Source organism: Lysinibacillus sphaericus, from assembly GCF_006864135.1.
Taxonomy (GTDB): Bacteria; Bacillota; Bacilli; order Bacillales_A; family Planococcaceae; genus Lysinibacillus.
This window is the reverse complement of the sequence record NZ_SADV01000002.1, coordinates 99,752-114,994: the sequence shown is the minus strand read 5'-3', so window position 1 is coordinate 114,994 and position 15,243 is coordinate 99,752. Positions and strand designations below refer to the sequence as shown.

At 39.3% G+C, this 15,243-nt stretch carries 13 protein-coding genes; all 13 read left to right on the top strand.

Annotation, left to right across the window (positions count from 1 at the left end; all coding sequences use genetic code 11):
* The first annotated feature begins 71 nt into the window (after positions 1-71).
* The 13 genes from C7Y47_RS02850 (at position 72) to mutL (ending at position 15,151) form a co-directional block, all read left to right on the top strand.
* Positions 72-1,160, top strand: a complete 1,089-nt coding sequence (locus C7Y47_RS02850; RefSeq protein WP_142507389.1) for an ABC transporter substrate-binding protein — start codon at positions 72-74, stop codon at positions 1,158-1,160.
* Positions 1,150-1,977 (top strand): alkaline phosphatase family protein, encoded by an 828-nt coding sequence (locus tag C7Y47_RS02845; RefSeq protein WP_142507388.1) that lies wholly within the window; start codon positions 1,150-1,152, stop codon positions 1,975-1,977. Before C7Y47_RS02850 ends, C7Y47_RS02845 begins: the two co-directional genes overlap by 11 nt.
* 573 nt (positions 1,978-2,550) lie before the next feature.
* Entirely contained in the window at positions 2,551-3,393 is an 843-nt protein-coding gene (locus C7Y47_RS02840) for an ABC transporter permease (protein WP_185903384.1), read from the top strand.
* Positions 3,393-4,178 (top strand): ABC transporter permease, encoded by a 786-nt coding sequence (locus tag C7Y47_RS02835; RefSeq protein WP_142507386.1) that lies wholly within the window; start codon positions 3,393-3,395, stop codon positions 4,176-4,178. Before C7Y47_RS02840 ends, C7Y47_RS02835 begins: the two co-directional genes overlap by 1 nt.
* A complete protein-coding gene (locus C7Y47_RS02830) occupies positions 4,175-5,176 on the top strand; it encodes an ABC transporter ATP-binding protein (protein WP_142507385.1) in 1,002 nt (333 codons plus the stop codon). Before C7Y47_RS02835 ends, C7Y47_RS02830 begins: the two co-directional genes overlap by 4 nt.
* Positions 5,173-5,961, top strand: coding sequence for a DeoR/GlpR family DNA-binding transcription regulator (locus C7Y47_RS02825; protein WP_142507384.1), 789 nt, complete (start codon positions 5,173-5,175; stop codon positions 5,959-5,961). The genes C7Y47_RS02830 and C7Y47_RS02825 overlap by 4 nt, the downstream gene beginning before the upstream one ends.
* Positions 5,954-6,961 carry a histidinol phosphate phosphatase domain-containing protein gene (locus C7Y47_RS02820; RefSeq protein ID WP_142507383.1) on the top strand — a complete coding sequence of 336 codons (1,008 nt, stop codon included), beginning with the start codon at positions 5,954-5,956 and terminating at the stop codon, positions 6,959-6,961. The genes C7Y47_RS02825 and C7Y47_RS02820 overlap by 8 nt, the downstream gene beginning before the upstream one ends.
* A 93-nt stretch (positions 6,962-7,054) precedes the next feature.
* Complete coding sequence (locus C7Y47_RS02815; RefSeq protein WP_255504985.1) at positions 7,055-7,387, top strand: hypothetical protein; 333 nt, start codon at positions 7,055-7,057, stop codon at positions 7,385-7,387.
* Between the two features lie 131 nt (positions 7,388-7,518).
* A complete protein-coding gene (miaB, locus tag C7Y47_RS02810; protein WP_142507382.1) occupies positions 7,519-9,063 on the top strand; it encodes a tRNA (N6-isopentenyl adenosine(37)-C2)-methylthiotransferase MiaB in 1,545 nt (514 codons plus the stop codon).
* Positions 9,064-9,501 (top strand): RicAFT regulatory complex protein RicA family protein, encoded by a 438-nt coding sequence (locus tag C7Y47_RS02805; RefSeq protein ID WP_142507381.1) that lies wholly within the window; start codon positions 9,064-9,066, stop codon positions 9,499-9,501. It abuts the gene before it with no gap.
* A gap of 456 nt (positions 9,502-9,957) precedes the next feature.
* A complete protein-coding gene (cotE, locus tag C7Y47_RS02800; RefSeq protein WP_255504984.1) occupies positions 9,958-10,572 on the top strand; it encodes an outer spore coat protein CotE in 615 nt (204 codons plus the stop codon).
* Positions 10,573-10,691: 119 nt separating this feature from the next.
* Positions 10,692-13,271 (top strand): DNA mismatch repair protein MutS, encoded by a 2,580-nt coding sequence (gene mutS / locus C7Y47_RS02795; protein WP_142507380.1) that lies wholly within the window; start codon positions 10,692-10,694, stop codon positions 13,269-13,271.
* A 14-nt stretch (positions 13,272-13,285) separates the two neighbouring features.
* Entirely contained in the window at positions 13,286-15,151 is a 1,866-nt protein-coding gene (mutL, locus tag C7Y47_RS02790) for a DNA mismatch repair endonuclease MutL (protein ID WP_142507379.1), read from the top strand.
* Positions 15,152-15,243: the final 92 nt, after the last annotated feature.

The following is a 15,243-nucleotide window of genomic DNA, read 5'->3' as shown; positions in this document are numbered from 1 at the left end:
AATGTTTGTTTCCTAACATAAATGTTGTAAGGCAAATGAAAACAAACATAAACAAATGGAGGTTCCAACTCATGGCAATTCAAAAGTTGTGGAAGAAAGGTCTAATCGGAGCATTAGCAATTTCAATGTTGGCAGCTTGTTCCGACGGTTCATCTAGTTCGAATGAAGTGAAAAGTGATTTGACACTTGAAGAGATTACGAAAAAAGCAAAAGAAGAAGGAACTGTAAATTCTGTCGGAATGCCAGATACATGGGCTAACTGGGTAGAGACTTGGGGTGATCTTAGTACTGAATATACCCTTAAGCATAAGGATACAGACATGTCGAGTGCCGAGGAGCTAGCGAAGTTTGAGGCGGAAAAGGATGATGCCACTGCGGATATTGGTGACGTCGGAATTGCTTTTGGACCGATTGCCAAGGACAAGGGTTTAACATTACCGTATAAAACATCTTATTGGAATGAAATACCTGACTGGGCAAAGGATAATGATGGCCATTGGATCGTGGGTTACACTGGAACTATTTCATTTTTAACTGATAAAAACAACGTCAAAAATGTCCCGAAATCATGGGAGGATATTAAAAACGGAAATTATACGGTTAGTATTGGTGATGCTTTAACAGCGAATCAAGCACAGTTTGCTATTTTAGCAGCTGCTATGGCATTTGGTGGTGATGAGTCGAATATTCAACCTGGAATAGACTTTTTTGCATCTTTAGCAAAACAAGGGCGTTTAAAAGGAGATCCAACTGTAGCGAATTTAGAAAAAGGCGAGATTGATGTAGCCATCCTATGGGATTTTAATGCACTTGGCTATCGACACCAAATTGATGAGAAACGTTTTGATGTCATCATTCCATCAGAAGGCTCTGTAACATCAGGCTATGCAACAATCATTAATAAATATGCCAAAAATCCTCATGCAGCTATGCTAGCTCGTGAATACATTTTATCGGATGCAGGACAAGAAAATTTAGCGAAGGGTTATGCTCGTCCAATTCGTGACAAGGTTCAATTACCTCAAGATGTTCAGAAGCTATTATTACCTGCGGAAATGTACAAAAATGCACAGCCAGTAAAAGACCAAAAGAAATGGGAAGAAACAACAAAGCAAATTCCACAACAATATCAGGAGCAGGTATTAATTCATGGAAAATAATAAAGTTGTCTTAATTGTCGTAGATGCACTTCGCTTTGATACAGCTTGTACCCATATGGGATTTATGCACCATTTAGTTGAACGTAAACTAGCAGCACGCTACAAGGTTTGCTCAGAGGTCCCTTCACTATCAAGGCCTTTATATGAAACGATTTTAACGGGGACACCACCCATTGTACATGGAGTAACGAGCAATATGACAGTGCGTTTATCGACGCAAAATAGTTTATTTCATTTAGCGAAAGAAAACGGTCTATCTACAGCAGCTGCCGCCTATTATTGGGTAAGTGAGCTATATAATCGTGCACCATTTGTGCATATGGAGGAAAGACTACAATTAGATACCCAATTGCCGATTGAGAATGGACTGTTCTACTTTGAGGATCACTATCCAGACAGTCATTTATTTGCTGAAGCTGCTTGGCTAATGGATCAAAAGCAACCAGATTTCTTATATATTCATCCGATGAATGTAGATGATGACGGTCATAAATTTACAGCTGACTCGGCGCAATATCGAAATCGTGTTTTAGCAGTTGATGCATTATTATCTGTATTTATCCCAAAATGTCTTGCGCAGGGCTATGAAGTGATCGTGACAGCAGATCATGGGATGACGAGTGATGGAAATCATGGAGGCGCAACAGGTGAGGATCGTCATGTACCAATGTTTGTTATTTCGAATCACGTTAAAGCAGGCATTAACGATGAGATTGTATCACAGTTACAAATAGCTCCGCTTTGCTGTCATTTATTGAATATCGAACCTTCTGATGAAATGGTTCCCCTGTTATTAGAAGGGATGCATTCATTATAAAAGGTTTAATCATCAATATTAATTGGGCGTGTTTGGGAAGCTTCCAGCAGAGAAATTCTATTAGTCCATCATCAAAAGTTGGGATGACATTTTCAAAATATTTATGTGTTAGTTGATTGAAGTGAAGACAGGGTGACTCCTTGGGGATCAGCGATAGGGAAACGAAGGCTAAAACTATCACGTCCTGTGATAACGCCTTCGTGTCCAACATCGTGTTGGCCCGAGATTCTGCAGTGAAGCGGATGTTTTCTGTGCGAAAGCGTAGTGCTAACGTAACGGCAGCAACTGGTTTTTGTCTGTGTGAAAGCGAAGCGCCAGCAATAGGGTTTTATCTGTCCCGAAAGCGCAGCGCCAGCAATAGGGTTTTATCTGTCCCGAAAGCGAAGCGCTAGCAACAAATGTTTTATCTGTGCGAGAGCGAAGCGCCAGCAACAGGGTTTTATCTGTGCGAAAGCGAAGCGCCAGCAACAATGCGCCCTGTCGGAACGGAAATCAACCCCCGTTATGGTGATGAGCCTTCTAATTAATAAAAATGATTAAATCAACATGAACTGCTATTAAATATTGAAAGAAGTGATTGTTTTGATTTCGAAGCGGCAAACAGTTGCCTGGCTTTCTCCTTTTCTAGTACTTGTCTTGTTATTTTTCTTAGTACCGTTACTGTATATGCTCATCACAAGCTTTCAAAATAGTGATGGTTTTACATTCGCACAATATCGAACTGTACTAACGAACGATTACATTTTACAAGGCTTTACAAATAGTATTACACTATCTGTAATTTCGGCAGTCATTGCCTTAATTGTTACCCTATTTGCTGTTTATGCGCTTATGAGATTTTCTGAGCCAGTGCGTGAAAAAATTTTAATACTAACAAATTTAACATCAAATTTTTCAGGTATTCCGTTAGCTTTTGCCTTTATTGTATTACTTGGCAATAGCGGGCTCTTTACATTGCTATTCGATAAATGGGGTATTGACACATTTTCATCATTTTCTCTTTATAGCTGGGGTGGCTTGTTACTGATTTATATTTATTTTCAGCTACCATTAGCCTTAATGCTTTTATACCCAATTTATGATGGGATTCAGCAACAATGGAAAGACGCAGCAGCATTACTTGGAGCTTCTACATGGCAGTTTTGGGTGAAGATTGGGATCCCTGTTATGCTTCCTGGGATTGTTGGAACATTTAGCGTATTGTTTGCCAATGCAATGGGAGCGTATGCCTCTGCCTATGCACTAACTAGCAGTAATTACAATTTAGTAGCCATTCGTATTGGTTCTCTTATTAAGGGAGATATTTTTGCACAACCAGAGCTGGCAAGTGCTATTGCAGTAATATTAGCAGTAACGATGGTGACGGCAATGCTATTAAGCGAATGGAGCATTTCAAAAACAAGGAGGAAGTTATAGTGAAAAAAAGAGGCTTTGCTGATTTATTTTTCCTCCTGTTAGTGGTGTATTTATTGTTGCCAGTTGTTGCAACGATGCTTTATGCCTTTGCGACGAATTGGAATAAGACCATTTTGCCAGAAGGATTAACATTGAAATGGCTTGCGACATTATTTCAGGATGCAGAATTTATACAGGCGTTTGGACGTTCGGTTTTATTGTCTAGTGGGGCTGTCATGATTGCATTGCTCGTTATCGTACCGGCTATTTTTGTGATCGTGTTGTATTTTCCAAAATACGAAAAATGGATACAGATGGCTGTTGTGATGGTGTATTCATTCCCGGGAATTATTTTAGCAGTCGGGCTCATTCGTGTTTATAGCAAATTTGGTGTGCCGATGATTTTAGTAGTTTTAGGGGCATATGTCATCGGTATCCTCCCATACATTTATCAGGGGACACGCAATAGTTTGCAGAATGTTGATGCACGACAGCTTTTAGACGCAGCGCAATTACTGGGAGCATCAAAATTGCAGGCATTTACTAAAATATTATTACCTACTGTGTACCCAGGCTTATTTGCTGGTGCATTATTATCGTTTTCCGTACTTTTTGGAGAATTTGTACTGATTAATCTAGTGGTTGGTTCTCGCTTTGAGACGGTGCAAATTTATTTAATGAAGAAGCTTAGTACAAGTGGACATATTGCTAGTGCAGTTGTCTTTATTTATATCGTTCTTATGGGCTTATTAACGTACGCTATTGCAACATTAACGAAACGATCGAAAGGTGCTACAAATCTATGAGTTATATTGTGATTGAAGGACTTCATAAAAAATATGGATCAACGACGGTTTTATCAAATATAAATATGAAGATTGAAAAAGGTGAATTTATAACTCTTTTAGGTCCGAGTGGCTGTGGCAAGAGTACAATCCTACGTATTTTGGCAGGCTTAACAAATGCATCTGCGGGAAAAATTAACATAGAAGACAAGGATATGAATCGTGTTCAACCAAAGGATCGCCAAGTTGGTATGGTGTTTCAATCTTATGCACTATTTCCAAATATGACGGTGAAAGAAAATGTAGCTTTCGGTTTACGTATGCAAAAAGTCAATACGGCTGAAGTGGATCAACGTGTTCAAGAAATACTTGAAATCGTGCATTTAAGTGAAAAAGCGCATGCATATCCGAAAGAATTATCTGGAGGTCAGCAGCAGCGTGTTGCCCTTGCTCGAGCATTAATTGTACGTCCAAAAGTATTGCTATTAGATGAACCGCTCAGTGCGTTAGATGCCCAAATTCGTAAGAAACTTCAAGCAGACTTACGAGCTATTCAACAAAAGCTAGGTATAACGATGATTTTAGTTACGCATGACCAAGAAGAAGCAATGGCTGTTTCTGACAAAATATTTGTGATGAATAATGGGATGATTGCACAAAGTGGAACACCTACTGCGATTTATACAAGCCCTGAAAGTGAATTTATCGCGAATTTTATCGGACATTACAATGTTTTTACGCGTCAAGCCCTTGAGAAAATGATTGGCGAGGCATTGCCAAAAGAATACTCAAAATTTGCGATTCGACCAGAAGCTATACATCTCGATCAGAGACAGGGGGATGTTTGTATGACTGGAGAGGCGAAGCAGTCATTAATGAGTGGCAATGTTATTCGGACAACGTTTGAGGGTGAATGTCTCTTTACGATGGAACAGCTACACCAACGAGGGCATTCGTTTGAGCTTGGTAAGCAATATGTGTGCTATATAGCGAAGGAAGATGTGATTGCATTATCATGACATATGCAAAAATTGAACGTTTTGAATTTATTTTAAAACAATTAGAGGCTGATCGAAAAATTGTCGTTGCTAATATTGCAGATGAATTACAAGTAGCACCAGAAACGATTCGTAGAGATTTTGATGAGCTGGAGCAACAGCATTTATTAACGAGAGTACACGGAGGAGCTGTAAAGTATACGAACGTTAGAAATGAACCAGCATTTTTACGTAAGCTTCAAATGCAAAAAGAGGCAAAGCGTAATATAGCTCGTTTAGCAGCTAGTCGTATAGGTGGCGGGGATACAATTGCGGTTGATACAGGTACAACGACAGTGCATATTGCAGATTTTTTATTGGCAGTCGACGATATAACTGTCGTAACCAACTCTATCGCTGCAGCTGTACAGTTTAATTTAGCGATAGAGGAGCGACGAATGACTGGAAAGGTCATATTACTTGGTGGAACGACAAATCCGAGACAATCCTCAGTAACAGGAGCTATGACATTGGAATTGTTAGGAAATATGAATTTTGATAAGGCATTTATTTCGTGTGGTGGAATAAGTGATGGTATTGTGTACGATTATGATTTGGATGAATCATTAATTTCTAAAAAAATGCTTGATCGTAGCAAGATGAACTTTTTATTAACGGATGCATCTAAAATAAATGGTAAGTCCTTTTATCAAATTTGTCACATAGAGCAGTGCTCAGAAATTTTTTGTGATATAGCTTGCCCATTAGAGTGGCATGCGTATGAGGAAAAGTGGACGGTATGCAATGGAGGGAAATCGGATGATTGATTATCATGTACATTTAGAGGAGGGGCCATATTCATTTCGTTGGCTAGAGCGTACTTCTCGGGCAATTAGATTTTTTAATGAAGATGAAGGAGCAACAAAAGGTACTAAAGCATTTATAGAGCTACAAATGCAGCAATTATCAAAGCGTTTACAGAATGGTTGCTATAGTGTGGAATGGTTAGATTTATATTTACAACAAGCAAAGCAGCTTGGTTTGCGCGAGGTTGGGGTTGTCGACCATCTCTATCGTTTCAAGGAGACGCGAGCATACTTTGAACGTTATATGCAATTAGATGACAATGAAGTTGGTAGAGCTCAGCGTTACTGGCTTGATCGTGTGATGACGGAAAGCATGGATGATTTTGTGTCAACTATTAATCGAGCAAAGGAAAAATGGAGTCGTCATGGTATTTCCTTAAAGCTTGGCATCGAGGCAGATTATTTTGTCGGCGGTGAAGAAGAATTAGCATTATTATTAGAAGGTTATCCGTGGGATTATGTCATCGGATCTGTTCATTTTATGGATGGCTGGGGCTTTGATAATCCCCAAACCCAATACATATTTGAGAACATGGACGCAGCAGCCTTACAGGAAAACTTTGCACGTTTTTTTGCTACAGTAGAAAAAATGATCTTCTCGAATATGTTTGACTTTGTGGCGCATTTAGACAACTTTAAAGTGTTCGATTATCGAGTGAAGGACACAACTTTTCTTGACTCTTGGTATGAAAGAATTGCAAAGGCACTTGTGACCACACAAACTGCCACTGAAATAAATGCCGGTTTATTTTATCGCTATCCAGTAAAGGAAATGTGCCCAGGACCACGTTTCTTGCAAATTTTAATTGAACATGGAGTAGCCTTTACAGTTTCCTCAGATGCGCATTTCCCAGACGATTTAGGTAAATACACATTTGCGAATACAGCTTTACTAAAAAGCTATGGCGTTCAAACAATTATTGGATTTGACCAACGCCAAAAACAATCTATAGAACTATAATAAACGTCGCCGTTGATGGATATCTTCGGTGATTTTTTATTTTTAGGAAGAGTGGTGAATAGGCTTCAGCGAAGTGAAGGATGGAAAGTCAAAGTGAAGAATAGAAAAGCAAAAATCGTGGATAGAACCGTCAAAATCGTGGATAGAACAGTTAAAGTCGTGGATAGAGCAGTCAAAGCGACGGATAGAACCGTTGAAATGATGGATAGAACAGCAAAAGACGTGGATAGAACCGTCGAAATGATGGATAGAACAGCAAAAGTCGTGGATAGAACTGTCGAAATGATGGATAGAGCAACCAAAGTCGTGGATAGAACCATCAAAGTGATGGATAGCCCCGACAAAGCGACGGATAGAACCAATAAACTGAAAGAAAGCCCCATAAAACTGGTAGCACCCCTCAACCCAACAAAAATATACATCTAGCCAACGTGTAATTAAGTCTAAACCGCGACATTTAGTTCGCAAACCTTGTAGGATGTTGCAATTATTCAGTATAATAGTAAAATGGGAATTCAAATGTATGGAATTCGTTTGAAAGGAGTTACCTGATTGCAATGAATGAAGAACAACGCTTAGCAAATCAACAAGTCAATCAACCAAAAAAAGAAGACAAGCCTGAAAAGGATTATAGTAAATATTTTGAAACGGTCTTTACGGCACCTTCATTAAAAGATGCTAAAAAACGTGGGAAAGAAGAAGTTAAGTACCATAAGGACTTTAACATTGCAGAAGAGTTTGCAGGTATGGGTACGGGGCGTACCTTTTATATTCGTACGTATGGCTGCCAAATGAACGAGCATGATACGGAAGTGATGGCTGGGATTTTTATGCAGCTAGGTTATACGCCTACAGATGTGATTGATGAAGCTGATGTGGTGCTACTGAATACGTGTGCTATCCGTGAAAATGCAGAAAACAAAGTATTTGGAGAACTGGGCTTCCTACTAAAATATAAACGTAAAAATCCAGAGATGCTTATTGGGGTTTGTGGCTGTATGTCACAGGAAGAATCCGTTGTAAATAAAATTTTAAGAAGTTATCCACATGTCGATATGGTGTTTGGTACACATAATATTCACCGTTTACCGAACATTTTAAAAGAAGCATATATGTCTAAGGAAATGGTCATTGAGGTTTGGTCCAAAGAAGGCGATGTTATTGAGAATCTGCCGAAAAAACGTCTTGGCTCCATCAAAGCTTGGGTAAATATTATGTACGGCTGTGATAAATTCTGTACGTATTGTATTGTACCTTATACACGTGGTAAGGAGCGTAGTCGCCGTCCAGACGAAATCATTGCTGAAGTTCGTGAATTAGCGGCTGCTGGCTATAAAGAAATTATGCTACTAGGGCAAAATGTCAACGCTTACGGCAAGGATTTTGAGGATATTGAATATCGACTTGGTGATTTAATGGATGAATTACGAAAAATTGATATTCCACGCATTCGTTTTACAACGAGTCATCCACGTGACTTCGATGATCATTTAATCGAAGTTCTTGCAAAACGTGGTAACTTAGTTGAACATATTCATTTACCAGTACAATCTGGTTCAAATGATGTGCTAAAAATTATGGCGCGTAAGTATACACGTGAGCATTTCCTTGGATTAGTAGCGAAAATTAAAGCGGCTATTCCGGAAGTAACACTAACGACTGATATTATCGTAGGCTATCCTAATGAAACAGAGGAGCAATTTGAGGAGACATTATCCTTGTACCGTGAAGTAGGCTTTGAAATGGCCTTTACTTATATTTATTCTCCTCGCGAGGGTACACCTGCTGCAAAAATGGTGGATAATGTACCTGAAGAAGTGAAAAAAGAACGTCTTCTACGATTAAATGAAGTTGTAGGGGAATACTCTCGAAAAGCATTAGAGGGCATGAAAGGTGAAATAGTAGAAGTCTTAGTCGAAGGTACAAGTAAAAAACGCGAAGATGTATTAGCTGGCTATACGCGTAAAAATCGTCTTGTAAACTTTAAAGCGCCAGCAGATTTAATTGGTCAATTAGTGAAGGTAAAAATAGTTGAGGCTACTTCTTATTCACTAAGTGGTGAATTCGTAGAAGTAGTAAAAAATGAAAAGGTGGAAGCGTAAATGTCACAAGTATTATATACAAAAGATGATTTAATCAAGAAGTCACACGAAATTGCGCATATGATTGCCAATACGCAAGAAGTTGAATTTTTCAAAAAAGCCGAAGCACAAATTAATGAAAATCAATTTGTACGTGAGCGTATTGCCAGCCTAAAAAGCCTACAGAAGCAAGCTGTTAACTTCCAACACTTAGGAAAAGAAAAAGCGCTTAAATTAATTGAAGATAAAATCGAAAAAATTGAAGAAGAAATCAACTCAATCCCAGTGGTTCAACAATTTAAAGAATCTCAAATTGATGTAAATGATTTATTGCAATTAGTTTCAAACACAATTGCTAACAATGTTACAAATGAGATTGTTCGCTCAACTGATGGAGATTTACTTCGTGGAGAAACTGGCTCATACGTAGCCAATACAACACCAGGCAGCTGCTCATAAAAATAATAAAAGTAATAGCTCGAATGCAAGCATTCGGGCTATTTTTATATGTTTAACTTCTTTTAGTGGGTGTCCAAACATCCGTACCTGTAGTACGCTTTCGGGACAAAAGACATCTTCTGAAATAGAGGAACTCCGTTTAAGAACGCCACGTTCATTGGTATTACCGAAATGACCGACATTGTGTAGACCCTGATGCAGGACTAACAAAGCCGATTCCGGACGCGTTGCAAATGTTTTTTGTAGCGAAAGCAAAGCGTCAGCTACAAATGTTTTCTGCGCGAAAGCAAAGCGACAGCGGCAAATGTTCTCTGTACAGCTACAATTATGCCGAGGCATAATTGCATAATACTCTTGGAAATTAGCGCATTTCAGACAACATAGTATGAAAAAGTCAGTAATTCGATTCTATAAAAATATATGTTCACCCAATAGGCGCTACCTGCATATGATGGAGTGAAAAGAGTCAAAGGAGGAATTGCGCTGAAACGTTTACGACAAATCGTGACGAGAGCAGTAGTTGCCAAAGGGAAGAAAAGAACGGAAGACCGTGTAACATTAAGTCCATCGAATAAACCGACGAGTATTCTCGGTTGCTGGGTTATCAATCATACTTGCTCCGCGAAAAAAGTCGGTAAATTTGTAGAAGTATCGGGGAAATTTGATGTCAATGTATGGTATGCCTATAGTAGTCATTCGAAAACAGCAGTGTTTTCTGAAACGGTGCATTATAAAGACAAAGTGAAGCTTTCTTTTAGAGAAGGCGAAGTGAGTGCTGGTGATGATGTTCGTGTACGTGTTATTCAAGAGCCAAACTGCATAGAGGCAATTATCTCTCCATGTGGTACGAAGTTTGAAATCGTAGTAGAACGTGAAGTAGTTGTAGAGGTAATGGGAGAAACGACGATTTGCATTAGTGTACATCCACTAGATTTCGAAGAGGAATGGAGTTTTGATGAGAGCTCCTCATCGTCTTCATCTAGCTCCAGTTCCAGCTCATCGTCTAGCTCCAGTGAAGAAGGCAGGTATGTTTTAGAGTCCTCATCGTTTCCTGATGAAAGACAAAGATAATACTAAACATTCTATACATGCGAAGCGCTAGCATCTTAAAAAAGGTGAATTAAGCGTTTCGCATGTATCTTTTGTTATAATAAAAATATCTAAATGGTTAGAGCGAGGGAATTTTTAAAATGACAACATATACACCAATGATGCAACAGTATTTGCAGGTAAAGGAAGATTACAAGGATGCCTTTTTATTTTTTAGATTAGGCGACTTTTACGAGATGTTTTTTGAGGACGCTATTAATGCCTCTCAACTTTTAGAAATTACATTAACGAGCCGAGATGCGGGTGCAAAAGAGCGTATTCCAATGTGTGGCGTTCCACATCATTCGGCAAAAAATTATATTGAAACTCTTGTGCAAAAGGGCTATAAGGTTGCTGTTTGTGAGCAAACAGAAGATCCGAAGCAAGCAAAGGGTGTAGTAAAACGTGAAGTTGTTCAGCTTATTACACCAGGAACGATCATGGAAGGTAAGTCGCTTGATGGTAAAACCAATCATTTTATTGGTGCTGCGGAGCAATTTGACGATATGACATTTGGCTACGCTTATTTAGACTTATCTACAGGTGAAGCAGTAGCCTCCTCGATTGAGGGCGACGGTAAGGCACTTTTATTGCAAATGCAGGCATACGGTATTCGTGAATTAATTGTAACGGAAAGTTTGCAGCTTCTATTAGCAGAGCATGCAGTAAACGCGGGTATCGTCCTTTCTATTGGAACAGATGAAATGACAATGGCTAAAGCCGCACATTATTTAGATGCGGTGCCAAATGATTTACAAATTGCTTGCCTTCGTTTACTCGCTTATATCGATAAAACACAAATGCGTTCATTATCACATATTCAAGCATTTACTTACAATGAAATGAAAAATTATTTACGTATTGACTCTAGCTCTAAGCGTAATTTAGAGCTTATTCAATCTATTCGCGGTGGCGATCAAAAGGGCACACTTTTATGGTTGTTAGATGATACAGTGACAGCAATGGGGGGACGCAAGTTAAAGCAATGGTTACACCAACCTCTTGCTTCACGCGCTGCCATTGAAGAAAGACTAGCATACGTCACTGATTTATTAGAGGAATACTTTGTAAGAACAGAGCTACAAGCCTCTTTAAAACAAGTATATGATTTAGAGCGTTTAGCTGGACGTGTAGCTTTTGGTAATGTTGGTGGACGAGATTTAGCGCAGCTACGTGATTCATTGCGTCAAGTACCTGCCATTCAGCAGCAATTACTTGATACCGATAAAGAAACATTGCAAAAGCTAGGCGCGGCGCTTGATACGTGTGCAGATGTAGAGGCACTATTAGCGCGTGCTATTACAGACAATCCACCAATTACAATTAAAGAGGGTGACGTCATTCGCGATGGCTATGATGCACGCTTAGATGAACTACGCTATGCTTCTCGTAATGGGAAGGATTGGATTGCACAACTAGAGCAAGAGGAACGGACGAAAACGGGCATTAAAAACTTAAAAATCGGCTACAATCGAATTTTCGGCTACTATATTGAAATTACGAAGTCTAATATCCATTTAGCAGATTTAACACGTTATGAACGTAAGCAAACTTTGGCCAATGCCGAGCGTTATATTACACAAGAGCTTAAAGAAAAAGAAGCATTAATTTTAAATGCTGAGGAAGAGAGTTTAACGTTAGAGTATAACTTATTTGTGAAAATACGTGATGAATTAAAGGCGTTTATTCCACGTGTCCAAGCGTTAGCAGCGAGCATTAGTGAGCTAGATGTGCTATTAAGCTTTGCAAGTGTTTCAGAGAAATATCGTTTTACGAAGCCGGAGTTTCATGGCGGACGTTCGCTAGAAATTATTGAAGGGCGCCATCCGGTTGTTGAAAAGATGCTTAATAAGCAAATGTATGTACCAAACGATTGTGTACTTGAAGAAAATAACAATATGATGCTTATTACAGGTCCGAATATGTCCGGTAAAAGTACGTATATGCGTCAAGTTGCACTAATTGTTGTCATGGCGCAAATGGGCTGTTATGTGCCTGCTGAAAAAGCTAGATTACCAATTACAGATCAGATCTTTACACGCATCGGTGCAGCGGATGATTTAGCTGCGGGACAATCAACATTTATGGTGGAGATGCTAGAATCTCAGCATGCCATTACGCATGCTACAAAAAATAGTTTAATGCTGTTTGATGAAATTGGTCGTGGGACATCTACTTATGATGGTATGAGCCTTGCCCAATCTATGATGGAATACATCCATGACAAAATTGGGGCAAATACACTGTTTTCAACTCACTATCATGAATTAACGGCACTCGAAAAGGAGCTTCCTCGACTGCAAAATGTACACGTATCTGCTACTGAAAAAAATGGCACGGTTGTCTTTTTGCATAAGGTGAAAAAGGGTGCTGCCGATAAATCTTACGGAATTCATGTAGCACAGCTTGCACAATTGCCAGAGGAAATTTTAACAAGAGCACAAGTATTGCTTGAAAACTTCGAGGCCGGAAACGAAGCTGAAAACAAAGTAGCCGTGGTACAGGAAGTTATTGAAAAGCCAGTGCAAATGTCACTATTTACGGAGGGAGTACCAATCTCTCCAGCAGAGTCAGAAGTGCTTAAAAACCTAGAAAAAGTAAATATTCTGGGCACTTCACCAATGCAAGCGATGAATATTTTATACGAATTACAGCAGCAACTAGTAAACGCAAAAAAGTAAAGGAGTGATACGCTATGGGAAAAATACAAATTATGGACGAGTGGCTGTCCAATAAAATCGCGGCAGGGGAAGTAGTTGAGAGACCGGCCTCTGTAGTTAAAGAGCTTGTTGAAAATGCCATTGATGCAGGAAGTACGTCCATTGATGTTTTTTTACTAGAAGCGGGCCTCACTTCAATTCAACTAATTGATAATGGTAGTGGTATGGATGAAGAGGATGCATTAATATCATTCTCTCGCCATGCGACTAGTAAAATTCATCAAGAACACGATTTATTTCGTATTCGTACCCTCGGGTTCCGTGGTGAGGCCTTAGCTTCCATTGCATCGGTGTCAAAAATGACGCTTATTACATCTAATGGTGAATCAGGAACGTATTTAGAGCTTGAGGGTGGGCATATTGCTACACATAAACCTGGCCCTTTGCGCAAGGGAACAGATATTACAGTGGCACAGCTATTTTTCAATACACCTGCTCGATTAAAATATATGAAAACAATACAGACCGAACTTGGGCATACAATTGATCTGATGAACCGTCTTGCACTCGGAAATCCACAAATTGCGTTTAGATTATTGCATAACGGTCAGCAGTTGTTACAAACAAATGGACGAGGTGACGTACAACAAGTATTAGCTGCCATTTACGGTGTGCATAATGCGAAAAAAATGGTGTCATTCAATGGAGAATCACATGATTATAAAATTTCTGGCTTCATATCACTACCTGAGGTGACTCGAGCTTCGAAAAACTATATGTCATTGTTTGTAAATGGTCGCTGGGTGAAGCATTATTTGGTACAAAAAGCGATTGTCGACGCCTATCATACGTATTTGCCAATTGAACGTTTTCCGATTGTCGCGCTCTATATAGAGGGTGATCCTTATTTAACGGATGTCAATGTTCATCCTGCCAAACACCAAATACGTTTAAGTAAGGAGCCTGAGCTTCTTAAGCTAATTGAAGAAACAATACGAGAGAAAATCCGCAATGTTATTCGGGTACCGTTAATGGAAAAGAAGGAGAAAGTGGTAAAGCCTGCGACGGAGCAGTTAAATATTTGGAAACCAGCACCAAAGCTTAATGTGGAGAAAATGAATGCTATTGTAGAAAAACTTTATGATGTGCAAACAGTGCAAGAATCGAACATAATAGATCCTATAGTGCCACAACCTGAATCCGTTCCTACTGCCATTGAAGATAGCTGGCAACCGACAGCAGTGATGGAGAATCCTCCTGAAGAAGTGAAGCTAGAGGAGCTAGTGGAAATACTAGAGGATGAGCCTACTAAAGAACCATTCCCTGCGCTTGAGGTGGTAGGGCAAATTCACGGCACGTATATTGTTGCACAAATGGAGGATGGTTTTTATTTAATTGATCAGCATGCTGCTCAGGAGCGTATTAAATATGAATTTTTCCGTGAAAAGGTCGGTCAGGTGAACCCAAATGAGCGTCAAACTTTATTGCTTCCATTGACCTTCCATTATGCTGCTGACGAAGCTCTTATACTAAGAGAAAATAGTCAGGAGTTAGAAGCTGTTGGCGTATTTTTAGAGGAATTTGGACAGGCTTCATTTGTAGTAAGGGAGCATCCTAGCTGGTTCCCTAAGGGAGAAGAACAAGAAATTATTGAGGACTTAATTGAACAGGTACTGACAACTAAAAAGGCGGACGTCAAAAAATTACGTGAGGCGGCAGCGATTATGATGAGCTGCAAAAAGTCGATAAAGGCCAATCATTATTTAACGAAAGAGCAAATGGATACGTTACTGCTAGATTTACGCAATGCCGACAATCCATTTACTTGTCCACACGGACGTCCAGTGTTGATACATTTTACAACGTATGAAGTGGAAAAAATGTTTAAACGGGTAATGTAGATGTAACGCCTGCCAATTTATTGAAAGGTATTAACAGGGACTATTCAAGAGCATCATGAATAGTCCATGCTGCATAAAGGAATTTTATAGGT

Coding starts and splice junctions, on each gene's coding strand:
- C7Y47_RS02850 (WP_142507389.1), top strand. CDS start 72: ATGGCAATTCAAAAGTTGTGGAAGAAAGGTCTAATCGGAGCATTAGCA.
- C7Y47_RS02845 (WP_142507388.1), top strand. CDS start 1,150: ATGGAAAATAATAAAGTTGTCTTAATTGTCGTAGATGCACTTCGCTTT.
- C7Y47_RS02830 (WP_142507385.1), top strand. CDS start 4,175: ATGAGTTATATTGTGATTGAAGGACTTCATAAAAAATATGGATCAACG.
- C7Y47_RS02825 (WP_142507384.1), top strand. CDS start 5,173: ATGACATATGCAAAAATTGAACGTTTTGAATTTATTTTAAAACAATTA.
- C7Y47_RS02820 (WP_142507383.1), top strand. CDS start 5,954: ATGATTGATTATCATGTACATTTAGAGGAGGGGCCATATTCATTTCGT.
- miaB (WP_142507382.1), top strand. CDS start 7,519: ATGAATGAAGAACAACGCTTAGCAAATCAACAAGTCAATCAACCAAAA.
- C7Y47_RS02805 (WP_142507381.1), top strand. CDS start 9,064: ATGTCACAAGTATTATATACAAAAGATGATTTAATCAAGAAGTCACAC.
- mutS (WP_142507380.1), top strand. CDS start 10,692: ATGACAACATATACACCAATGATGCAACAGTATTTGCAGGTAAAGGAA.
- mutL (WP_142507379.1), top strand. CDS start 13,286: ATGGGAAAAATACAAATTATGGACGAGTGGCTGTCCAATAAAATCGCG.